The sequence below is a fragment of the Albirhodobacter sp. R86504 genome, assembly GCF_042466415.1.
Taxonomy (GTDB): Bacteria; Pseudomonadota; Alphaproteobacteria; order Rhodobacterales; family Rhodobacteraceae; genus Albirhodobacter.
In genome coordinates this window covers 1937276-1960052 of record NZ_JAXHCH010000002.1, presented here as the reverse complement: position 1 = coordinate 1960052, position 22777 = coordinate 1937276, and the positions used below count along the sequence as shown (strand labels likewise).

Annotated in this window: 22 protein-coding genes and 2 tRNA genes; 6 read left to right on the top strand and 18 right to left on the bottom strand. The window is 57.6% G+C overall.

Annotated elements, in window-relative coordinates; translation table 11 throughout:
• Positions 1 to 71: 71 nt before the first annotated feature.
• The 5 genes from SJY32_RS11365 to rpmH all read right to left on the bottom strand — a co-directional run bounded on the left by SJY32_RS11365 (position 72) and on the right by rpmH (position 3500).
• Entirely contained in the window at positions 72 to 1559 is a 1488-nt protein-coding gene (locus tag SJY32_RS11365; protein WP_376875130.1) for an EAL domain-containing protein, read from the bottom strand.
• Between the two features lie 112 nt (positions 1560 to 1671).
• Complete coding sequence (ttcA, locus tag SJY32_RS11360; RefSeq protein ID WP_376875127.1) at positions 1672 to 2580, bottom strand: tRNA 2-thiocytidine(32) synthetase TtcA; 909 nt, start codon at positions 2578 to 2580, stop codon at positions 1672 to 1674.
• Entirely contained in the window at positions 2573 to 2836 is a 264-nt protein-coding gene (gene yidD, locus SJY32_RS11355; protein WP_376875124.1) for a membrane protein insertion efficiency factor YidD, read from the bottom strand. Before yidD ends, ttcA begins: the two co-directional genes overlap by 8 nt.
• Complete coding sequence (gene rnpA / locus SJY32_RS11350; protein WP_376875121.1) at positions 2833 to 3345, bottom strand: ribonuclease P protein component; 513 nt, start codon at positions 3343 to 3345, stop codon at positions 2833 to 2835. The genes yidD and rnpA overlap by 4 nt, the downstream gene beginning before the upstream one ends.
• A gap of 20 nt (positions 3346 to 3365) precedes the next feature.
• On the bottom strand, positions 3366 to 3500 hold the full coding sequence (gene rpmH, locus SJY32_RS11345) for a 50S ribosomal protein L34 (protein WP_066013101.1): 135 nt from the start codon (positions 3498 to 3500) through the stop codon (positions 3366 to 3368).
• Positions 3501 to 3910: 410 nt separating this feature from the next.
• Here rpmH and SJY32_RS11340 point away from each other — a divergent pair, with 410 nt between their 5' ends.
• Both SJY32_RS11340 and SJY32_RS11335 read left to right on the top strand, forming a co-directional pair.
• Positions 3911 to 5332: a sensor histidine kinase gene (locus tag SJY32_RS11340; protein WP_376875116.1), complete on the top strand. Its 1422-nt coding sequence runs from the start codon at positions 3911 to 3913 to the stop codon at positions 5330 to 5332.
• Positions 5333 to 5484: 152 nt separating this feature from the next.
• A tRNA-Arg gene (locus SJY32_RS11335) sits at positions 5485 to 5561 on the top strand.
• A gap of 417 nt (positions 5562 to 5978) precedes the next feature.
• Here SJY32_RS11335 and SJY32_RS11330 read toward each other — a convergent pair.
• From SJY32_RS11330 to SJY32_RS11315, 4 genes are all read right to left on the bottom strand, one after another.
• On the bottom strand, positions 5979 to 6797 hold the full coding sequence (locus tag SJY32_RS11330) for an ABC transporter permease (RefSeq protein WP_376875113.1): 819 nt from the start codon (positions 6795 to 6797) through the stop codon (positions 5979 to 5981).
• A complete protein-coding gene (locus SJY32_RS11325; protein WP_376875110.1) occupies positions 6794 to 7450 on the bottom strand; it encodes an ABC transporter ATP-binding protein in 657 nt (218 codons plus the stop codon). Before SJY32_RS11325 ends, SJY32_RS11330 begins: the two co-directional genes overlap by 4 nt.
• Positions 7451 to 7663: 213 nt before the next feature.
• A complete protein-coding gene (locus SJY32_RS11320; protein ID WP_376875107.1) occupies positions 7664 to 8587 on the bottom strand; it encodes a hypothetical protein in 924 nt (307 codons plus the stop codon).
• 141 nt (positions 8588 to 8728) lie between these two features.
• Entirely contained in the window at positions 8729 to 9223 is a 495-nt protein-coding gene (locus SJY32_RS11315) for a MarR family winged helix-turn-helix transcriptional regulator (RefSeq protein ID WP_376875104.1), read from the bottom strand.
• A 236-nt stretch (positions 9224 to 9459) separates the two neighbouring features.
• Here SJY32_RS11315 and ectA point away from each other — a divergent pair, with 236 nt between their 5' ends.
• Genes ectA through SJY32_RS11295 form a run of 4 tightly spaced genes read left to right on the top strand, consistent with a single transcriptional unit; the run spans position 9460 to position 13150 of the window.
• Positions 9460 to 9990: a diaminobutyrate acetyltransferase gene (gene ectA, locus SJY32_RS11310; protein WP_376875101.1), complete on the top strand. Its 531-nt coding sequence runs from the start codon at positions 9460 to 9462 to the stop codon at positions 9988 to 9990.
• 41 nt (positions 9991 to 10031) lie between these two features.
• Complete coding sequence (gene ectB, locus SJY32_RS11305) at positions 10032 to 11324, top strand: diaminobutyrate--2-oxoglutarate transaminase (RefSeq protein WP_376875098.1); 1293 nt, start codon at positions 10032 to 10034, stop codon at positions 11322 to 11324.
• Positions 11325 to 11328: 4 nt separating this feature from the next.
• On the top strand, positions 11329 to 11724 hold the full coding sequence (locus tag SJY32_RS11300; protein WP_376875095.1) for an ectoine synthase: 396 nt from the start codon (positions 11329 to 11331) through the stop codon (positions 11722 to 11724).
• A 1-nt stretch (position 11725) separates the two neighbouring features.
• The gene (locus SJY32_RS11295; RefSeq protein ID WP_376875092.1) at positions 11726 to 13150 is read left to right on the top strand and encodes an aspartate kinase; all 1425 of its coding nucleotides are present in this window, start codon (positions 11726 to 11728) and stop codon (positions 13148 to 13150) included.
• Between the two features lie 133 nt (positions 13151 to 13283).
• Here the strand turns inward: SJY32_RS11295 and SJY32_RS11290 are convergent.
• The 9 genes from SJY32_RS11290 to SJY32_RS11250 form a co-directional block, all read right to left on the bottom strand.
• Positions 13284 to 13358 (bottom strand) — tRNA-Glu (locus tag SJY32_RS11290).
• A 138-nt stretch (positions 13359 to 13496) separates the two neighbouring features.
• A complete protein-coding gene (recJ, locus tag SJY32_RS11285; protein ID WP_376875089.1) occupies positions 13497 to 15239 on the bottom strand; it encodes a single-stranded-DNA-specific exonuclease RecJ in 1743 nt (580 codons plus the stop codon).
• 77 nt (positions 15240 to 15316) lie between these two features.
• Positions 15317 to 16282 carry a class II fructose-bisphosphatase gene (glpX, locus tag SJY32_RS11280; protein ID WP_376875086.1) on the bottom strand — a complete coding sequence of 322 codons (966 nt, stop codon included), beginning with the start codon at positions 16280 to 16282 and terminating at the stop codon, positions 15317 to 15319.
• 251 nt (positions 16283 to 16533) lie between these two features.
• Complete coding sequence (locus tag SJY32_RS11275) at positions 16534 to 17835, bottom strand: homoserine dehydrogenase (protein WP_376875083.1); 1302 nt, start codon at positions 17833 to 17835, stop codon at positions 16534 to 16536.
• Between the two features lie 69 nt (positions 17836 to 17904).
• Positions 17905 to 18126: a hypothetical protein gene (locus SJY32_RS11270; protein ID WP_376875080.1), complete on the bottom strand. Its 222-nt coding sequence runs from the start codon at positions 18124 to 18126 to the stop codon at positions 17905 to 17907.
• Positions 18127 to 18205: 79 nt separating this feature from the next.
• Positions 18206 to 19132, bottom strand: coding sequence for a pirin family protein (locus SJY32_RS11265; protein WP_376875077.1), 927 nt, complete (start codon positions 19130 to 19132; stop codon positions 18206 to 18208).
• 110 nt (positions 19133 to 19242) lie between these two features.
• Positions 19243 to 19857: a TadE/TadG family type IV pilus assembly protein gene (locus SJY32_RS11260; RefSeq protein ID WP_376875074.1), complete on the bottom strand. Its 615-nt coding sequence runs from the start codon at positions 19855 to 19857 to the stop codon at positions 19243 to 19245.
• Positions 19858 to 19868: 11 nt separating this feature from the next.
• Positions 19869 to 20477, bottom strand: coding sequence for a TadE/TadG family type IV pilus assembly protein (locus SJY32_RS11255; protein WP_376875071.1), 609 nt, complete (start codon positions 20475 to 20477; stop codon positions 19869 to 19871).
• A gap of 91 nt (positions 20478 to 20568) precedes the next feature.
• The gene (locus tag SJY32_RS11250; RefSeq protein WP_376875068.1) at positions 20569 to 22401 is read right to left on the bottom strand and encodes a pilus assembly protein TadG-related protein; all 1833 of its coding nucleotides are present in this window, start codon (positions 22399 to 22401) and stop codon (positions 20569 to 20571) included.
• Positions 22402 to 22777: the final 376 nt, after the last annotated feature.

The window sequence follows — 22777 nt, the reverse complement described above, 5'->3', positions numbered from 1 at the left end:
CGGCATCCCGACTCACCCACGGCGCCGGTTGCGACGGGCGCCGTGGAAGTTGGCTCGAAGGAAGGCTAAAGCTATCGGCGCCTTAGTTTTGGGGTAGCTTTGAGTTTGTCGCGATGACGGTCGATCCATTCTAGCGTGTCGTCGTAGCCCATAGGGCGTGCGATGGCGGGCCCCTGCGCGACGGTGCAGCCGATCTGCGTGAGCATTGCGTGCTCACCGATTGTTTGGACTGACTCCGCGAGAGTTTCGAGGTGGAGCCCCTCCGCCAAGGATATCAGGGCGCTAACGATGCGTTGTTGATCCGGATCCGTGTCAATCTTGTTTGTGAAGCTCTGGTGCAGACGCAGGCGATCCGCGCAGGCACGGCGGATTGTGTGAACTGAGGCGGAACTGGTGCCAAAGCCGGACATCTCGATGGGAAAGCCGCGCGCGTGAAGGGCTTGGAGATTATGGCTAACCATCGTGTCGTCGAGCTCGGCGATAAGGGTCTGCGGCAGGACCAAACGGAGGCGTTTCGGGGCAATGTCGAACCGCGCGAGATCCCGCATCATATAATCAGGAAGCTGTGGATTCGTGAGATGATGCGACGTGAGTGTAATGGAGACGCTTTCGACCTCCCGATAACACCGATCCCAACCACGGAGCGCAGAAAGGGCGTTGAACAGCATGATTTCGTTGAGCCGGTCGCTTAGACCCGCGGCATCAATTGCGGGCAAAAGCTCGTTTTCGGTTAGAATGCCTTTGGAGGGATGCATCCAGCGCGGGACGGCGTTAAACCCCTCAATATCCCCTGTGTGGGAGGAGAGCTGAGGCTGGAAATAGGCGATGATGTGCCCGCTCTCCAAGGCGTTGGCGGCCTCCGTCGTCAGGGAGGTCCTCGTTTGGCCGGTTTCTTTTAGCTGCGCTGAGAAGGCGCGGATCGCGCTGGGGCCGTTGTGCGCGGCCTCGGTTGCTGCGCATTCTGCTGCATTGAACATCGCTTGCCCTGTTCGCTCGGGTACATGGGGCGATAGGGCGAAGCCGATATGCGCGTTGATGTAGAATGTGCGGCCTGGAAGGGCGATTGGTTGTTCAACCGCTTTTTGTAGCCGCGCGCTAAGCTGGATGACACTGGCCAAATCTGTGCGGGGCGTGGGCTGAATCAGCAGTCCGAATCGCGACCCCTTCAATCGAATCGCGATATCTTTTTCACGCAACGTGTCAGTCAGCCGCTCGGCCGTGACTTGGAGCACCTTGTTGAGCGCCGCTTCCCCTTCTTGCTGTGCGATCAGATGCGCGTCATCCACCCCTAAAACGATACAGGCGATCGTGTAGCCAGTTGATTCTGCTTCCGTCAGGAGACCATCGAGGAGCGTCTCGCCTGTCGGCCGCAACCGTAGCCCCGTGAGGGGGTCTCGTGGCGTTTCAATTGAGGGGGATTTGGGAGGGACGATGTCGCCCCGGGCGAGCCAAGCCACCGCAATCGCCGCGCCCAAGATCAATGCGATACCTTGCCATCCGTACCAAATTCCGGAAAGGCCGATTGCGGGAATAAAGGCCAATAATTCGTACCTGAACACACGCCGTTGCGCCCTCCTTTCACTGATTTTCTTCGCCACCATTTGCAGACCCCTTTTCACCCGACATACCCCGTCAAGGATGAGAGGCTAGCGTGTCTAGGTCAGCGCGAAGTTAATCTGTGTCGCGCAGATTAGGCGGTATTTGGCTAAAATTCGGTGCGTTTGTGGCCGGTGACGGTGCTTGATGCGTGGCGGCCTGTCGCGTGAGGCCCGCGAAATCGAACAATGCGGTGTCCGCGAGGTGAGAGGGCTGGGCATTCATCAAAGCGCGGAACATGATTTGGCGTCGACCGGGGGTGCGAGCCTCCCACTCATCCAGAATTTTCTTAACCTGTTGGCGTTGAAGCCCGTCTTGCGACCCGCAAAGGTCACAAGGGATAATTGGATATTGCATGGAGGTGGCGAATTTCTCGCAATCAGCCTCCGAGACGAAAGCCAGCGGGCGGTAAACAAACAGGTCACCGTCCTCGTTGAGCAGTTTGGGGGGCATGGTTGCCATGCGGCCCCCAAAAAACAAATTCATGAAAAATGTTTCTAAAAGGTCATCTCGGTGATGCCCCAGAACGACTGCCGAACATCCTTCTTCGCGGGCGATACGGTAAAGGTTGCCACGGCGTAAGCGCGAGCAGAGCGAACAGTAGGTGCGACCCGCCGGTACTTTGTCGACGACGATCGAGTAGGTATCCCGATATTCGATGCGATGGGGCACGCCCATTTCTTCCAAAAATGCGGGAAGCACGGTGGATGGAAAGCCGGGTTGGCCTTGATCAAGATTACACGCAAGAAGATCGACAGGCAGAAGTCCACGCCATTTCAACTCCTGCAAAACCGCCAGCAGGGTATAGCTGTCCTTGCCGCCTGAGAGGCAAACCAGCCAGCGCGTGCCAGCCTCAATCATTCCGTATTTTTCAATAGCATCACGGGTTTCGCGGATAATCCGCTTGCGGAGCTTTTTGAATTCCGTCGTCGAGGGCGCGTTGCGGAACAGGGGATGGATCGGCTCTGCTTCATCATCAAGCATCAGAGTCTTCCTTTTGGACGGGAGGTTTTGTCGTGGCCGCGGGTACCGGATCATATCCTTCCCCTCCCCAAGGGTGGCAACGGCAAATACGGTGAAGCGTCAAGTAGGTGCCCTTTACGCCGCCATGCTTTTCCAAAGCTTCCATCGAATAGGCGGAGCATGTGGGTTGGAAGCGACAGGCGTTACCAACCCAAGGACTACCGATCAGGCGGTAAGCACGCACTGGGAGGGATACGAACCAGGCCAGAGGGGTCATTTCCCCCTCCGCGGCCCGCGTTTGATGGCGGCGGGTGGACGGGGTTTTTGCGGCTTACCTGAATGCACATCCGCGAGGGCATGGCGCATGTCACGTAGCATCGCTTGAAATTCGCGGTTCGCCGTAGCGTCTAGGCGGCCGACGAGAACATAATCCCACCCTTGGCGGCCCAGTTCCGGCAAGCTCAGCCGTGCGATTTCGCGCAAGCGCCTCTTGGCGCGGTTGCGCGCAACGGCATTTCCGACTTTTTTAGAGCATGTGAACCCTACACGAGCGAGGTCTGGCGCGACAGGTTCATCGGCTTTGCGTTGTCGAGCTTGAAGGAGAAAGCTGGATGTCCCAGCCCTGCGCGCCGAAGCGGCCCGCAGGAAATCGGCCCGCTTGCGGAGTGTTTCCACAGCGGACGGGACAAGGGAAATCGCTTTATCATCCGCGCAAACGGAAACCGCCGGGGCTGATCCCGATTGGCGGTCTTCAGGACCGTTCACGGGCGCCTCCGGCGGTGTCATGCCGTTCAGACCTTATCGGCTTAAGCCGAGAGAGACTTACGGCCTTTAGCGCGACGTGCGTTCAGAACACGACGACCACCTTTGGTGGCCATACGGGCGCGGAAGCCGTGGCGACGTGCACGAACAAGGTTCGAAGGCTGGAAAGTGCGTTTCATCGCAAGTACTCCGGTTTCTTTTTCTACGGTAGGGCAACACGACCCGACTGGATTCGGTTGCCGCTCATAATTGAAGCCCGTCTCTAGTGGCGGGGCGAACGCAAGTCAATCAGCAAGCCGGATTATTTCACCTTTTTACGTTATGCGAAGCGCAGGCACGCGCTGGCGGGGGCCTTTTGTCGCCTTCGCGGCCGCAATCCGGCGGATAGGTGCTCAAGAAAATGGCGATTGCTCGCGGTTAAATGCGCAATTTCGCAATAATACACGCTAAATTGGCAAGATGACAGGCTATCGCGGGGCATCCCCTTGGGAATAGGCCGATCACGCCCTATTTATTCGCCAACGGATTTGATAGGTCGGATGGAGTGCGGCGCACGACGAAGAGTGCGCGGGGCCGCGATAGGTAGGGTATGCATCTGAACACGCTCTCGGGCCGTTTTTTGATCGTGACGACGGTGTTCGTCATTCTGGCCGAGGTGCTGATTCTCTTACCTGGGCTCGCGAATTTCCGTGTCGACTGGTTCGAGACGCGCCTTGAGCGTGCGCAGATCGCCTCTCTCGCGCTTCTTGCGACTGATTCGATGATTGAGCCGGAGTTGGAGGCGGAGCTTCTTGCCAACGCGGGCGTGTTCAACGTCGTTCTGCGCCGTGATGCCGTCCGGCAGCTCATTTTGTCGTCAACGATTCCGCAACCCGTCTCCGTTACGTATGATTTGCGCGAAGGGTCGGAGTTGGACCGGATTCGCGAGGCGCTTGCGCAGATGGTTGATACGCAAAACCACGTGATCCGTGTGATCGGCAATCCGGTGCAGCAGGGCGGCGAGGTGATCGAGGTCACGCTTGAGACGCTGCCGCTGCGGGATGCGATGTTTGAATACGGGCTTCGACTGCTGTCGCTTTCCGCGGCATTCTCGACGTTCACGGCGCTATTGCTCTTCTTTGCCGTTCGGCGGGTAATGGTTCTGCCGATCAAGCGTGTCGTCGCGCATATGGCCGCATATGCCGATTCGCCCGAGGACGCGCGGCGGATCATCGAGCCGACAGCGCGGATTCGTGAGCTGCGTGTGGCCGAGGATGCGCTTGCTTCGATGCAGACACAGCTTACGGCCGCGCTGAAGCAGAAAGAACGCCTTGCGCAGTTGGGGCAAGCCGTTGCCAAGATTAGCCACGATTTGCGCAATATTCTGACCACCGCGCAATTGTTCGCGGACCGAATGGAAACGAGCCAGGATCCAGCGGTCGCACGCGCGGCGCCAAAGCTGGTGAACTCGATCTCACGCGCTGTGAACCTGTGCGAGACAACTTTGGCATTCGGTCGGGCCGAGGAGCCTGCGCCGACGCTCACAGCCTTTGCGCTGGAGGGATTGCTGGCGGAGGTCGTGGAGGGCGAAGAGCTTTCCGCCGATCAGACCCAAAAGGATGGCGCGGCGCTTGTTGATTTCGTGACGGATATTTCGGGGTCCATCGATGTGCGCGCCGACCGTGAGCAGCTTTACCGTGTTCTTTCGAATCTCGTGCGCAACGCACGGCAGGCGATTGAGGGAACTCGCAATCATGGCACGATCGAAATCGGTGCGGGGCGCCATGCCCAAGGGGTTTGGATTCGCGTGCAAGACACGGGCCCGGGCCTGCCTCAGCGCGCGCGCGAGCATCTGTTCCAGCCGTTTTCCGGCGGGTCGCGAAAGGGTGGCACGGGCCTCGGTTTGGCGATATCCGCCGAGCTTATTCGGGGGCACGGGGGGCAGCTGGAGCTTGTGCGTACCGATTCCGAGGGAACCGAATTCATGATCCGTCTCCCCGATCATGTGGAAATTGGTGAGATAACTGGCTGACTTAGCGGAACCCCAAAGATCTGGATTGATCGGATTTTCAACCATCTCGGCAAGGATCAGAGCAAAAAATCAAAAAAACAGCATTCGAATGAAGAAAGTTGAAAATAGCACTTGCAACCCCCCGCAACGGTCGGTAAATGCAGCCTCACAGTGCACCCGTAGCTCAGCTGGATAGAGCATCAGACTACGAATCTGAGGGTCGGGCGTTCGAATCGCTCCGGGTGCACCATTTCTCCTCTACTTGAATGTTATATAAAATACGCCTTTCAGGCGTCTTTTTGTCGCATCGTCTGATCTGCGTGGCATGCCTGCATGTATCCGAATTTATGGGATGCTCGTTTATGGGATGCCTGTCGGGGCGTTGAGTGCTCCGCTACCGTCAGCGACTTTCCGGCGCGGGTGTCTTGCGCCGTCACGCGCCGCTTTCAAACCAAACTCTCCGTTACGATCGCCTGTTTTCGCGAGGTGAGTTCGCCAGAATAGCTGGGTCCAGCCACCGCGGCCGTCAGGGGGCAGCAGCAGCGTGCGGATAGGAATATCGCAGGAGTCGTGTGTTCACCGCTTGGCGAGCCGTGTAGGGGGGCGTGAGGCCGCTGTGCCGGCCACGCCGCGGCGGTCGCCGTGTCAATTGAGGAGCGCGCTCAATCTAAGCTTCAAGCAGTCGCTGATGGTTGCGCCAAAGGAGGAGCAACCCGAGGGCTGCGAGGCCGAGCGACAGCAAAATCGGATAGGCCAATGACAGGTAGCTGCCCTCATAGGCGGGCGCGTAAATGCCTTTGCGAAGAAATCCGACAACATGGATCAGCGGGTTCCACCACAAAATATCCTGCGCTAGAGCTGGCATCGAATCAAACGGCAGAAACAGGCCTGAGATCAACAGAAGGGGCCGCGTGATGATCTGCCAGATTCGCTCCCATACCGGAATGCTCGTCATCAGGTAGCAGTTAAAGCAGCCCACGCCGAAACCAATGATCCCGCCTAAGAAATAGGCGGTTGCGATCGCAGGATAGTCTGGGCTCAACCGGAGATCCAAGATGAGGGTCATTCCGATGAAGACAATATATGCGACCAAGACGTGGGTGATCAAATGTAGGAACGCGCGCGCAAGGAGCGCGTCGACGAATGTCACCGCAGGATATTGAAGCAGCGGTCGTGAGTAGTTGAGGGCAGTGGCGGTCTTGTTCGCGATGTCATTGAACATCATGAACGGCAGGTAGCCCGTTGCATAAAACAGCGCGAAGCTGGTGCCCAATGGCGGCGTGCGCATCACAAAGGAAAACACGTAAGTCAGAACGGTGAGGGCCAACACGGGTTCCAAAACGGCCCAAAGATATCCGCCTGGCGAGCGGCCATACGTGGTCGACATCTCCCGCATGACGAGCGCGAAAACCGTCCTAAACGTTCGGTATTTGCGGGCACGCATCCCGTCTTGCTCAAGAAGATCGCTTTCGGGCCGCGGGCTCATGATTTCATGTTCTCCATGTGGCGTGCGATGGCATCCTCGACGTTATCGAACATTGTTAAGTTGCCGTTTTCTAACACGGCTGCCTTGGTGCACATCTGGCGAATGACATTCATCGAGTGTGATACGACAATGGCCCCCGATGCGCCGATGCGCTTTTGGAAAACCTCATTCGCCTTCTCTTTAAAGCGTTGATCCCCGACGCTGGTGACTTCGTCTACGAGATAGGTATCAAAGCGGATTCCCATGGACACGCCGAACGCAAGCCGCGATTTCATTCCCGATGAATAGGTGCGGAAGGGGAGGCGGTAATGTTCGCCCAGCTCCGCAAAATCTTCAACAAAATCAATCAGCATGTCCGTATCGACGCCGTAGATGCGCGAGATAAACTTGACGTTTTGCGCGCCGGTCAGTTCGCCGTGGAACGAGCCTGCGAAGCCGACGGGCCACGAGATCGTGCCATCGCTCCAGATACGTCCGCTTGTTGGCTTTGCATTCCCCGCGATAAGCCGCATCAGGGTCGACTTCCCCGCCCCGTTTCGCCCTAAAAGCGCAACAGCCACCCCTGTCGGGAAAGTGGCGTTAATACCGCGCGCGACGACCTTTTGTTGACCTTTGGTGCGATACGATTTCGTCAGGTTTTCCAATGTTATCATGGCTCACCGGCGATCACGGATGCTGTAGAAGATTAAGACGCCGATTGACCAGATAAGCAGCAAGAACAAAGTTGTCACGAAAAGCGACATTACCCGGACTGGCGCGAGGCTTTTCTCCGCGATCGTGGGTTTGACATGTGCCACGAGTTACCGAGCTTGACGCTTCGCCTCCGCGAGGGCGGAATTGTAGAGCAGTTGCGCCGAACGATACGCCTATTGCGAGAACTCCATATCCGAGGCGAGGGCTTCGTAGCGCGCGAACACTGTGGCGTAGTCCTCGCCCCCCGGTCCCTTCCCGCCACGCGCGAATTTGTTTTGCTCGATCTCTAGCTGCGCCTTGATGGCGGCTGTTTTACGATCAATCTCGTCGATCCGCGGGCCGGTTCCGCTGCCCGTACGGGTTAGGAGAGCCCGCTGGATATCGGCTTCTGCGAGCTGTGACTGGAGGTTGGTCAGAATCCCCATTTGCGCCTCAAGTGTCGCGTTCGGGTCGATGATCTGCGCCTGTAGGCGGTAATTGGTCATCTCTTCGCGCGCCTTTGTCAGGCGGGCTTCGGCGAGCCGGAGTTCCTCGCGGCTAAAGCGCGTCGCGTCGCTATGGGCTTCCTCAGACAGCCGGTTAATCAGGTCGCGGCTGGCCTCGTAGATCGCGTTCGTGATGTCATACGAGCTTTGGGGGTCGTATGTCGTGACAGAGAGCGTCACGATGCCGTTTGTCGTGCTGGTCAGGACGCTGCTGCGCCAATATTCCTGCAGATCTTCGAACTGCCCCTCCGGATTGAAGGCGAACACGAAATCAACAGGCCATGCGCTTGAAAAGACTTCCGCGATGTCGATCGTTTCTTTGACGGTCTCGATGAGATCTCCGCTCTCGATAAACTGGGTCAGGATGTCGACGTCGCTAGAACTGCTGCCGGTGATCGACGAGAGCCCGCCCAGAAGATCCGTCGCGGATTGCATGCTTTCCGTGCGAACCGAGAATGACATGCTGGAGACGTATTTGTCTTTCGCAAATCCCCATAGGTAGATTGCGGATAGGAGTGTCGGGATGAACACGAGGATGAAGAAGGATTGTATGATCCTGTGGTGACGTAATTTCATCGTCGCCGGCTTCGCGATTTCAATAACTCGCTTCATGTCAGTTGCCTGCCTTCTTCTCGTTCTCGTCTTGCGACATACTTGTAAACGGTTTTTGGCACCATGCTCTTTTTCGCGCAGCTATGTGTCGGCGGCGCGCAGTGGCGGAGCGTCGCCAGTGCGTGCGGTCCGTGCCGGGGGCTATGATCGTTCTGTTCGCAGCTCGCCGGTGCTTAAGACGGGCGAGGCATCCATGTCCTCTGCGTCAAGCATAGCCGCCACGCGCTCCAGTGACGAGACAAGCTGTGCCTGTTCCCAGTCCGCCAGCTTGTCGAATGCGCGTGCGTAGCGCTGTTGCAGCGCATCGGGCGCGTTTTGCAGGGCGTGAAGTCCAACATCTGTCACGACCACGTTTGCTTGGCGTCGATCCGAGTCTGACGCGCGCCGGGTTACCATCGCGCGCGCGACCAACTTGTCGACAAGGGCCGTCACGGTCGCTTGGCTGACGCCCATTTGCACCGCGAGGGCCTTCGATGTTGGTCCGCCCCTATGATGTGCGATTTGGAGAACGCGAAGCTGGGCGGGTGTTACGCCTGCGGCATGCGCGAGATCGCGTTCGAAGAGTTCGGTCGCGCGCAGGATTCTGCGCAGCGCGATCAGGCTCTCGTCTAGTCGTTGCGGGGCTTGCTGGTTCATTCCGTGAGTGTGTCTGAAGAATGGCCGATCATCAATCTGGGAAATTTTCCGCGGTTGCGTAGTAACATCGAAGTAATTTCGAAAAGGTCCAATCCAAAATATACGTAATATATATACACATTTTAAAAACTAACTGATATATAACATCGTGTTAGACGATATTTCTGGTTCCTGTGTTGATTTTTTCAAGGTGTTGGATTAGTTAGCTAATCGAAGAAACAACGAGACGTGTACCTATGCCGCATGACAGCAATGCCGATCAATCGCAGGTAATTACCCTGCGCAAACCCGCCGCAACGGACGGGCCAACGATCTGGAAGCTGATCCGCGCATGCAAGCCGCTTGATGAAAATTCGCTTTATGCAAACTTGATTCAAGCGGAGCACTTCCGTGAAACCTCCGTCATCGCCGAGATCGGCGGTGAGGTGGTTGGCTGGATCTCTGGTCATATCATCCCGAAAAGTGGCGACTTTTTCGTTTGGCAGGTTGCTGTCGGAGAAAAGGCCCGCGGTGTCGGGCTTGGTAAAACCATGCTTTTGGATCTGATCGCGCGCAACGCTGTGAAAGACGCCCCGAACCTGCAGACGACAATCACGAAGTCCAACGCGGCATCTTGGGGTTTGTTTCAGAGTTTTGCCCGGCTGATCGGGGGCGCGATGCACGATGAACCGCATTTCATTCGCGAGATCCATCTCGATGATGCGCATCCCACTGAGCATCTTGTGACGATCAGCTTACCGCCCGCGGCAGATCGCCAGCGCGGCTAACCTATCGACTTTATTCATCCCCAAAAGGGAAAGGACATACCATGCCCAATGACATGGCAACCCCGACATCTATTTTTGCCCGCCGCGAGAGCGAGGCACGTTCTTATTGCCGCGGCGTTGATGAAGTTTTCACGCGGGCCTCAGGCGCTGAGGTGTTCGATGCCGAAGGCAATCGCTACATCGATTTTCTCGCGGGCTGTTCGTCGCTGAATTACGGGCACAATGATGCTGATATGAAAGCGGCGTTGATAGACCACATCACGCGCGACGGTGTTGCGCATGGTCTCGATTTCCACACCGACGCTAAAAGCGCGTTCTTGAACGCGTTTGAGACCCGAATTCTTGCGCCGCGCAAGATGGATTATAAGGTGATGATGACCGGGCCGACAGGTACGAACGCGGTCGAGGCCGCGATCAAGCTTGCTCGCAAGGTGACGGGCCGCCGGAACGTGATTTCCTTTACGAACGGGTTCCACGGAATGACCATGGGGGCTTTGGCCCTCACCGGGAATGCGTCCAAGCGTAGCGGTGCGGGCAATGGTTCGCTTGCGGATGTGACGCATATGCCGTTCGAGGGTTCCTTGGGGGCCGATGTCGACACGTTGACGGTGATCGATGCGATGCTCTCAAATCCCTCGTCCGGGATTGATGCGCCCGCGGCCTTTATCTTCGAGCCGATCCAGGGGGAGGGCGGCCTGAATGCGGCGTCAGATGCCTGGATGCAAGGTGTCGAGAAAATCGCCCGCAAGCATGGTGCTTTGCTGATCGTGGATGACATCCAGTCGGGCTGTGGCCGCGCGGGGACTTATTTCTCGTTCGAGGCGGCGGGGATCAAGCCTGACATGATTACACAGGCAAAGTCCTTCTCCGGTTTTGGCCTTCCCTTCGCTGCACTTCTTATCAAGCGCGAATACGACATCTGGAAGCCTGCTGAGCATAACGGGACGTTCCGTGGGAACACGCATGCCTTCGTGACGGGGCGTGTGGCGATCGAGAAGTTCTGGTCCGATGGCGCCTTCGAGGCGGAGCTTGTACGCAAGTCGGTCTTGCTCACGTCCGAGCTTGAAAGCATCGCGCGGCACATTGACGGCGCAACGCTTAAAGGACGTGGCATGATGCAAGGGATTGATGTTGGTTCGGGCGATTTGGCCAGCGCCATCTGCGAGCGTGCCTATGACATGGGCCTCGTGATTGAGACGTCAGGTGCGCGCGGCGAGGTTGTCAAATTCCTTGCGCCGCTGACAATCTCGGATGCTGTCATGCGTGAAGGCTTCGCGATCCTTGCGAAGGCGACCATGAGCGTGCTCGGTGATCTTCAATTGGCAGCGGAGTAAGTACATGATTGTTCGTGATTTTAACAAACTGAAATCCACCGACCGTCACGTTGCCGATGCGCAATGGACGTCGACGCGCATGCTCTTGGCCGATGATGGAATGGGGTTTTCATTCCATATCACGGTGCTTGAGGCAGGGTCGGAACACACCTTCCATTACAAGCATCACTTTGAGAGTGTTTATTGCATGAAGGGCAAGGGATGTATCACTGATCTTGCCACGGGCGAGACGCACGCGATTCACCCCGGTGTGATGTATGCGTTGAATCTGCACGATAAACACATCCTGCGCGCGGAAGAGGAGCTGCATATGGCGTGCTGCTTCAATCCGCCTGTGACAGGCAAAGAGGTTCACCGCGAGGACGGGTCTTACGCGCCTGCGGAACAGTTGGTGGATTGATATGGCGCATACGGTTGAGAAGATCGGCGGGACGTCGATGTCCCGTGTGCACGTATTGAAAGATACGTTGTTCATCGGCGACCGGAAGGGTGCAGATCTCTACGGTCGCGTGTTTGTCGTCTCCGCCTTCGGCGGGATTACCGACTTGCTGCTTGAACATAAGAAGTCGGGAGAACCGGGCGTTTACGCGCATTTCGCCAACGCCGAGGGTGATCACGGCTGGCATGATGCGTTGAACCGCGTCGCTGATCAGATGCGTGCTTGTCACACGAACGTTCTGGAGCATCCCGCAGATCGTGAGCAGGCGGAGTCGTTCGTGACGGAGCGCATCCTCGGCGCGCGCAATTGCTTGATCGATCTGCAACGGCTTTGTGCTTACGGACACTTCCGTCTGTCCGAGCATATGTTGCAAATCCGAGAACTGCTTTCGGGATTGGGCGAAGCGCATTCCGCTTTTGTCACGACTCTAATGCTACGGCGTGCGGGCGTGAACGCGCGTTTGGTCGATTTGTCGGGGTGGCGCGACGAGGGCGATGTGTCCTTGAAAGATCGCATTCTTGCGGCGATGAAGGCCGTCGATCCTGCGGTCGAGATGCCGATTGTTACGGGATATGCGCAATGCGCGGAAGGTTTGATGCGCGAATTCGATCGCGGCTATTCCGAGGTGACATTCTCCAAGCTTGCTGCCCTCACGGGTGCGCGAGAGGCGATTATTCACAAGGAATTCCATTTGTCTTCCTGCGACCCGAAACTTGTCGGCGCGGATGCCGTTACCAAGATTGGCCGCACCAATTTCGATGTCGCGGACCAGTTGGCCAATATGGGGATGGAGGCGATCCATCCGAAGGCTGCGAAGACCTTGCGGCAGGCGGCCGTCCCGTTGCGCGTCACCAACGCGTTCGAGCCAGAAGATCCGGGGACCTTGATCGACGATCTTCCTGCGCAGGTGCCTGCGGTGGAAATCGTCACGGGGCTCGACATCATGACGCTCGAAGTGTTCGAGCAGGATATGGTGGGTGTCAAAGGATATGATGCGGTGATTCTGGAGGCGCTGAAGCGTCACAATGTTCGCATCGTTTCCAAGGTCTCGAATGCCAACACGATCACGCATTACCTCGATACGTCGCTCAAATCGATCCGGCGCGTTGAGCGTGATATTCTAGAGGCGTTTCCGGCATCCGAGATCACGATGCGCACTCTGTCGATGGCCTCTGTCATTGGGCGAGATCTTAATGGCTTGTCAGTCCTGTCGCGCGGTTTGACGGCTCTCGCAACGGCCGATCTCTTCGCGATCGGTGCAACGCAGGGCCCGCGGAATGTGGACGTTCAGTTCATCGTCGATCGGGAAAAGCTACAACCCGCGATCAAGGCGCTTCATGCCGAGTTTATCGAGCAAGCTGCGGCGCCTATGCGGACAGCCGCTTAAGTCGTATCCTGAGTATATTGAAAAAGGCGCCCCGCTATGAGCGGCAGGCGCCTTTTTTCAGCAAAAGAGTTCCGCAGAACAAGCCTACCCAGCGTCCTAAATCTTTTGATTTTTTCTGGGAGAGTGCAAGAAGTGGCAGCCCGTAGGGGAATCGAACCCCTCTTTCCAGGTTGAAAACCTGGCGTCCTAACCGATAGACGAACGGGCCACTTTCTTGCTTCGCGGCGGTGTCTTTCGACCTTCGCTGCTTGCGTGAGGCGGTGTTTAAGGGAGGTGTGCGAATAGCGCAAGAGCCTTTTTGCGATTTTTGTGAAGGTTTTTCATTTTTCCCTAAAATCTCTTATTTTCAAGCTCTTGCTGCATCATCTAAGCGCAGTTGTACCTTGTTCTTCCCGCCCCATGAGTTGATTTCCAGCTTCCCCGCCAGATGGAACCGTCCGATTCCAGCGGATTCGAGGGCTATGCCGAGGTCGGTATCAAAGGCCCCGAAGGCAATCGCATCAATCCGCTTCCCGAACCCGTCCGAGAAGGAAAATCGCAGGTGACTTTCACCGACGCGTTTTGCTCCGGAGATTGCCATATCGGCGAAAGCGAAACGCGGGGCGGGGGCCCCTTGGCCGAACGGGCCCGCGCGGTCGATATCCTCGACAAGCTCGGGCGTGGCGGCGTTTGGCATCAAGAGGCCGTCGATGCGCATATCGCGCGGGCCGCCTGCGCCAGCACCCTGTTTTGCCAAAAGCTCTTCCAGCCGCGCCATGGCCGCCGGAATTTGATCTTCCGCCACGGTCAACCCTGCCGCCATCTTATGGCCGCCACCTTTGATCAACAGGCCCTCACTTGCGAGTCGCTGGATTGCGGCGCCCAGATCAACGCCGTTGACCGAACGTGCCGAGCCTTTGCCGATGCCGTCTTCGACGCCAATGACTACGGCAGGGCGGTTCGTGGCCTCTTTCAGGCGTGCCGCGACGATCCCAACCACGCCAGGGTGCCACCCCGCGCCGGCCGCCCAAACCAGAGGGCGTTCCGTTCCGCGACCTTCGGCTTGCGCAATGGCGGCCTCACGGACGCGATTTTCAACCTCGCGACGATCCGTATTCAACTCATCCAGCCGTGCAGCGAGGGCATCTGCCTCGTGCTTGTCCGATGTAGACAACAGGCGCGCCCCCAAATCCGCCGCGCCGATCCGGCCACCTGCGTTTATTCGCGGCCCCAGCAGGAAGCCGAGCGCGTAGGTGTTCGGAGCCTTATCCATACGCGCGATGTCGGACAGAGCCGTAATGCCAACGCGCTCGCGCCGGGCCATGATTTTCAGCCCTTGGCGCACCAACGCGCGGTTCACTCCAATCAAGGGGGCGACATCCGCGACGGTTGCCAGCGCGACCAGATCCAGCATCGAGATCAAATCGGGCCCTTTAATGCCCTCCTCGCGCAACTGGCGGTTCGCCTCGACCAGCATCAAGAACACGACTGATGCCGCGCACAGATGCGCAAGATCGCCGCTTTCGTCTTGCCGATTCGGGTTAACGACGGCCAAAGCTGCAGGCAGCGTCTCCGCGCCCAAATGGTGATCCAGAATCACCACATCCGCGCCTTTCGCGGCGTCCACAGGGCCGTGCGACAGGGTCCCGCAATCCACGCAGACGATTAAACTGTGGTTTGCGGCGAGGCTCGCCATTGCCGGCTCGTTCGGCCCGTAGCCTTCGTCAATCCGATCAGGAATATAGAGGGTCGCGTCCCGCCCCATCGCGCGCAGCCAAGTGATGAGCAATGCCGCAGACGTGCCGCCGTCTACATCGTAATCCGCAAACACCGCGATTTTCTCGCCCGATTTGGCGGCCGCAACGAATCTCGAGGCGGCGATCCGCATGTCCTTCAGCGTTAAAGGATCGGGCAGGAGATCGCGCAGCGTAGGCTCGAGATAGGCATCGGCCTGATCTGGCGTGACCCCCCGCGCGACCAAAATCCGTGCAAGTGGCATCGGCAAGCGCGTTTCTTGCACCATCAACTCGGCCAAACGATCCGCAGCTGCGGTCGGGCCTATCCAGCGTCGCCCCGTGAGCGACAAATCAACGTTGAGAAAATTGTTCATGCGCGCACGTTAGCCAAAATCAAAAGGCCCCGCCATAGGGCAGGGCCTTCCGTTTCGCCGCACGAGGTGCTGCGAGCTTATTTGATCGGGTTGCGGTAGATCATCCGACGTACCGATCCCGTTTTCGAACGCATAAGGATCGTTTCGGTTTCGATATAGGTTGCGGTGCGCTTGACGCCCGAAACGATCGAGCCATCGGTTACGCCGGTCGCCGCGAAGATCACATCGCTGGTGACGAGATCGTCGCGCGCGTAGATCTTGTCGAGGTCGGTGATCCCGGCCTTTGCGGCGCGTCCACGTTCGTCATCGTTACGGAACAACAAACGGCCCCACATCTGGCCGCCCATGCATTTCAACGCGGATGCGGCGAGCACGCCCTCTGGCGCGCCGCCCGAACCCATATACATGTCGATTCCGGTAATGTCGGCCTCGGCGCAATGCATTACGCCTGCTACATCACCATCCGTGATCAAGCGGATCGATGCACCCGTTGCACGCACTTCCGCGATCAGATCCTCATGTCGTGGGCGTTCCAAAATACAAACGGTGATATCCGCAGGCTCCACACCGCCCGCCTTGGCCAATGCCTCGACACGTTCGGTCGGCGTCATATCCAAGGAAACGACATTCTCGGGATATCCCGGCCCGATCGCGAGCTTGTCCATGTAGACATCCGGCGCATGCAGCAACGTGCCGCGCGGCGCCATCGCGATGACGGTCAGGGCGTTGGGCATATCCTTGGCGGTCAAGGTTGTGCCTTCGAGCGGGTCAAGCGCGATATCGCAGGCGGGACCATCACCGGTGCCGACTTCTTCGCCGATATACAGCATCGGCGCTTCGTCGCGCTCGCCCTCGCCAATCACGACGACACCTTTGATATCGAGCATGTTGAGCTGATCGCGCATCGCGTTCACGGCGGCTTGATCCGCAGCCTTCTCGTCGCCGCGCCCGATCAGGCGCGCCGATGCGTGGGCGGCGGCTTCGGAAACACGGGCGAGGCCCAGCGAAAGCATGCGGTCGTTGAAATCAATCGGACGGGTCATATTCGATGGGATCCTTAGGCAAATAGGGGCAGCGGCCGCCATTTTCGGCGGGGCTGCAAGCATTTAGCCCGCATGGAGGGAGTGCCACAAGACTGCGAGCGCTAACAAGAATCTCTATCGGAGTGATGAATGCGGCAAGGAGATTTCAAGCCGGTCACGGCGCTGGTTTCCTGCTAGGGGGTCCATCTATCGCTCAGGTGCGGTCGCACGTCGGGGGCGCAGGCGCGGATCGGCGCACCTGCCCTCACCGTTTAAAGTTCTTCGATCCGGATTGCGACGGGATCGCCGTTGACAACCGCTGTCGCGGGCAACTTCTCGATCGCGAAATCAATCGCATCGCGCGTTGTCTTATGCGTGACAATCAAGACAGGCGCGGATGTGTCGTCATGGCCATACTGGCGCATCCGCGAAATCGAAATGCCCGCATCCCCCAAGACCGCGGTAATCTTCGCCAGCGCGCCTGGTTTGTCGAGCAGCTCAAGGCGCATGTAATAAGGAGCGGCCACCGTGACTTGGGCCGGTGTCGCATCTTTCAATGTCGCGGCAGGCTGACCAAAGGTTGTAAGGCGTGTTCCGCGCGCGATGTCGAGCACGTCGGACATCACTGCAGAGGCCGTTGGCCCTTCACCGGCGCCTGCCCCGCGCAAAACGATTTGCCCGACGCTATCGCCTTCCAAGACGACCATATTGGTGCCGCCTTGAAGCTGACCCAGCGGAGATCCGGCCGGAACGAGGCACGGCGTCATACGCTGTTCAAGCCCGCGACCGGTCATCTGCGCAACGCCCAAAAGTTTGATTTTATACCCCATATCACCAGCACGGCGAATGTCGTCGATGGAAATCCGGCCGATTCCTTCAAGCACCACATCGCTAAATGCCACTTTCGTGCCAAACGCGATGGAGGCCAACAGCGCCAGCTTATGGCCGGCATCGATGCCACCAACATCCAGGTTGGGATCAGCCTCAAGATAGCCGAGCTGCCGCGCTTCTTCGAAGACTTGATCGTAGGGAAGACCGGCGGATTCCATGCGCGTCAGGATGTAATTGCAGGTCCCGTTCATGACGCCCATGACGCGGCGCATGGCATTGCCAGCAAGGCCCTCAGTCAAGGTCTTAATCACCGGAATGCCGCCCGCGACCGCCGCTTCAAACCTGATCACGCGACCAGCGGCCTCGGCAGCGACCGCCAAAGCATGGCCGTGATGCGCCAGCAGCGCCTTGTTCGCGGTTACGACATCCTTGCCGGTTGCGAGAGCGGCCTCGATTGCGTCTTTTGCCGCGCCCTCATGCCCGCCCATCAATTCGACAAAAATGTCGATATCATCGCGTTTTGCGAGGGCAACTGCGTCGGTTTCCCAAGCGTAGCCTGACAGATCCGCATCGCGATTTTTCGTCTTGTCGCGCGCGCAGACGGCGGTGATCTCGACACCGCGGCCGGTGCGCGCAGCGATCAGATCGGCGTGGCGCTGGACGATCTTGACCGTGCCGATTCCGACGGTGCCAAGCCCAGCAATGCCAAGGCGCAGGGGCGGAAGGGCTTGGGGGCTGGACATGCGGAACTCCTGATTTGTTTGGCCACTCGATACCGATTTAGAACCGCGCTTGCAACGCGCGTTAGGTCGTCAATAGCCCGGAAGGCTGCCTTGGGTGATGACATTGCCGCGAAGCGCTGCGGCGCGGGCCTCTAGCGCTGCGGCGCGGCTCTCCAAAGCGGGCGACGGATCGGTCGTCGGGGCGGGCGCCTCGGCGAGTACGTCTTCAATGGGGAGCAGATTGGGCCAATCGGTTTCGTCCTGCGCGCAGGCGGCGAGGAATAGGGCGGTGAACAAGAGGGTAATGCGCATGAACGTGCCTTCGACTGACCGCGCGACAGTATGGCGCGGCCAGAGGAGAGGCAAGCAGCAACGGCCCGATGGCGGTGCGCTAATGTGCGGGCTTGATGAAGGTCCCGTTGCGCAATTCGGCAATCGCCGTGCGCAGCTCTGCTTGTGTGTTCATCACGATTGGCCCGTGCCATGCGACAGGTTCATCGATCGGCGCCCCCGAAATCAGCAAAAAGCGAACGCCGTTTTCCCCAGCTTGGACGACAACTTCGTCGCCCGTTCCAAAATGAATCAGCGTCCGGTTGCCCGACAAGTCACGAATATTGACCTCTCGGCCCATCACATCCTTTTCCAGCAATATCCCTTTGGGTGGCGCCGCATCCGCGAAGATCGCCTCGCCCTCATAAATATAGGCAAATGCACGACGGTAAGTGTCTATTTTAAAGCGTTTTTTGACGCCTGCAGGCACTGATACGTCAAGATACTGGGGATCGGCGGCGATGCCATCGACTGGCCCGCGTTTGCCCCAAAATTCACCTGTGATGACCTTCACGCGCGTTCCATCGTCGTCCGTGACCTCAGGGATATCTGCGCCCTGAACATCTTGGTAGCGCGGCGCAGTCATCTTCAGATCGGACGGCAGATTTGCCCAAAGCTGGAAGCCGTGCATTTGCCCAAGCGCATTTCCGTGCGGCATTTCTTGATGCAAGATCCCAGATCCGGCCGTCATCCATTGCACATCGCCCGCACCCAATGTGCCTGTATTGCCGAGGCTGTCACCGTGATCGACGGTCCCGGCCAAAACATAGGTGATCGTCTCGATGCCGCGATGGGGATGCCACGGGAACCCTGCCTCGAATTGATCGGGATGGTCGCCCCGAAAATCATCGAAGAGCAAAAATGGATCGGCTTCGGTCGGGTTATGAAATCCGAACGCGCGGTGCAGATGAACGCCGGCGCCTTCAATGACGGGCTGGGCGTTTCGTTCTTCGATGACGGGGCGCGGAGTGGAACCTGTGACAGACATCGCAAATCTCCTGTTATGAGCTTGCGATTAAACTGGGCATTGCAGGGGCGCTGGGCAATCCGCTGATAAAGCACAGCGCCTGTGCGCGATCACCTTTAGGCGTTGCGAGCTTAGTAGGAGTCGCTCCAGACAATTCGCGGCCCGCGGGGGCGTGTCACAACGAAGTTTGACATCCAGATGTTGGAGCCAAGACCGATTGTGGTAGTTTCCCCGCCCAACGTCAGGGCTTTATCCCCGAGCCCGAAGAGCGGATCGAAGTTCATCGATGTTTCGACGATAACGGCCATGTCTCCCTCAGGCATCGCAGGGATGCGTGTGGCTTCGGATTGAAGGGCGGCTGTGGTGTAGGCTTGCAATCCGCCCGTGGCGTAAGAAAATTGTACCTCGAACTGGTTTTGCGCGGCGACCCATTCGATTCCGGTCACGCGTATCCAGCTATCGCCACGCGCGTCAGTCACAAAGTCGAAGACCTTTTTCATCTCCTCGACATAGGTCGGCCCGATGGTCGATTTCTCGCGGGAGAGCAAATCGGAAATCGTGTAGGCGGCTTTGGTATTGAGCGTCTTGACGCGGTAGCCGTCGAAGAATTGCAATGCGGTGATCAACCACCCCATCATCAAGAGCACGGCCAGAACGCCCTCCACCGCCATAGAGCCCAACTCGTCGCGTTTAAAGCGAAGGGCGAAGGCAGGCTGTGGGATCCGAATGTTACACAGATATTTCATGCAAATCCCCATTATGAGCCAGTGTAGTAAGGTTCGCGGACCCAAGCAGAGGTTGAGACCAAGGCAACCATTCCCGCCTGATCTTTCACTAAAAGCGGCCCCAATGCGAAATCCGGCATTGTTGGGTTAACTTTCAGGCACGCGCGCACCAGCATAAGATCGTCGGGCGTGGCGCGGTCCAATGTTACGGTCGGCGGCGTCGAGATGTTTCGATCCGTGCAGGTTGCGGATGTGCCCGCTCCGCTGGAGACCCAACTGCGCGAGACACTGATATTGCTTCCGCTGCCCGTCACAGTCACCGAGCGAGTTACTTGGAAAATCTCGATGGTGAGGTCATCCATGCACGAATGGATGAATGCGATATTCGTGCAGACCGATTTCTTGATCGTTTCGATCGCTTCATCATTGTCTGTCGGCAATGTCGCAACACCGATCCGCAAAATTCGCACAGTTTGATCGAGGCCCCGGTCCAAAAGCACCTGACGCAGATTCAACAGGCCAAGTTCAACCGAGGCAAACATGATCATCAACAAAAATGGCAAGAAGATGATCGCCGGAATTGTCGATGCACCATCTTGCGCGGCGAGGAATTGCGCAAAACGGATACGAAGGGATTTCATCGACTTGATCATAGGAAGCTGTCTTTGCTGTTGCGCGTTCATGTATCGCGCGGTGAGGTCATCTCAGGGACCATGCCGCGCGAATACGGCCTTAGTTGGACAAACGTAGGGCGTTGATGTTCGAGACGATCGTCGAGAAGGCGGTCGTCATCTGGTCACTGTCGACACTAAACGCATAGGCGCTTGTCGTTGCGCATTCGGTCAGCACGCTTGAGTAGTCATACCCGTCTTCCAAGGGGTCGACGGCGATTGTGAACACGAAAATACCTTTCTCGCGCGCGAGGTCGCAAATCGCGTGAAGGTTGTCATCCTTTTGCGTTTCATTCGACTGGGCGTTGTTCTCGGAGCGCTCGGACATCAACTTGTATTGGGTTAGAATTGTGCGGTCGTAGGGAATGGCGAAGTAATAGGCCAAGCCAAAGAGGTTCAGGCCCTTCGTTTGATACAGGTGCTCGTAAGACACGTCGTAGAAGGTGGCTTGCTTATAGCTGGTGTAGGTGCAAGTCCGCAGCTTGCCCCTCGAGTTGTAGCAATACTCTGTCCAAGTATAGGCTTCCTGAAAATCCGACGCAGCAACCCATTTGCGGGTGCTGAAATTATAATATGGTTTCCCGCCGGTGACGTCTTTGCTCTCGTCATAATAGGCGTATGTGGACGTGTCGCTGAAGTCGAAATTGTCCGTCCCTTCGAGGGAGACAATAGGCGACTTGCCCGAGCGATATTCGGGTTTTGTAGAGTAAGCGTCGGTGTTCGCGCCGTCCGTCATGACCACAAGGACTTTCATCGCGTCGGCATCTTCGCCGTATTCCGTGGGTCGCCCTGCGAAAACGCTATCGACGTCATTGGATGAAATCATCCGTGTCATTGCCAACTGGTTCACCGGGTCCAACAAGGCGAGGCCCCATTTCACACCAAAGTCGATGGAGGTATTTCCGTCCGCGTCGAGGCCGGCGATTTTGGCGAGGAGCTTTGTCTCACTGTTGGAGTAAGGCATAACTTGGTTTGCGGTCACGCCGCTGCAATTCCCGAGGTAATGCTTGTAGTAGGAGCTGTAGTACTTCGACGAAACGTAGCGCGTGTAGTTCCAGCTATCGCCGTACATCGTGCGCTGAAGTTCGGTATCGGGGTTGATCGACAGTGATGAGAAGTCGTTATCGTCAAAGTCGACGCATTGCTCGTACCGGTATTTCGATGAGTTGATGATCGAATAATCATTCGACACGGTATAGGCATCCAGCATGTAATCGGGCAACGCGACTTGGGTCGAATAGGGCACGATTGACATCATCAACCGCCCTGGCTCCGCGCCTTCGGGTTGTACGACGTCAAACATTTGCGAAACGAAGCTTTGGGCGGCTGGAACGAGACGTTGCAGACGCGTGGTTGTTCCGGTGCTGGCGCTGGGAACGCGGTCCATGGAGCCGGAAATATCCAGAACGAGCGAAATCTCGACGCGGCCGATCGACTCCTCCGCTTGCGTGTTGATTTTGATTGGAAGATCACGAATGTCCGGCGCGACGAAATCTGCGAACGTCCGGTTGACCTTCGTATCAGCGGTGATCGTCACTGTGCGCGACGTCCCGTAGGTATTCTCGTTGACGACCAGATCGTAATCGATCCCTGAAAGACCTTCCTTCTCGAAATAATCCTTTACCACTTCCGCCGGCGAGAGAACCTGATTGAGGTCCGCCGCCGCAAGCGCGGCGCGGTCGGCCGTGTTCTGGATACGTTGGCGCACTTCCTCTTGTCGCATGAAGTCGAGGGTCAGCGCGGATGTGACAACCATCGTCAGGAAAATGAAGATGCTCAGGATCAGCAAGGAGCCTTCTTGATCGCGCCAAAACGATTTTAGCGAGATCGCTCTCGGGAGAGGCGATTTCGTCGGGCGGGCCATGATGCGGGCAAGGGCGTGAAGCCTGTCCATCTGCAATCCTTTCACTAAGCACTCAAATGCCGAAACCCGAGTGAGAGTTTCGCACCGCCCATGCGGCGACACGAAGCGCGACTCGGCCTTCGAGGCATGACTCTTTGAGGTGATATGTGCCTAACATCTAGGGCGGAAATGAGGCGACCTCGCGGCACAAAGCGGGGGATTGTCCTCTTTGGCGGCGCAATGCGCGTGCCTGCGGCGTGTTGTTTCGCAAACTGTATCGCTTGCACGCCGCGCTGGGCTTCTGGCGTTAACACTTAAGGCGGGGCGGGTCGGCGGGGCGCACCGCGTTGCTCAGCGGGTGCGATTGTCTCGGCGCTGATTCGGTGCCGTTGCGCGGTATTGCGTGACGCTGTGTCCGTACATCGGC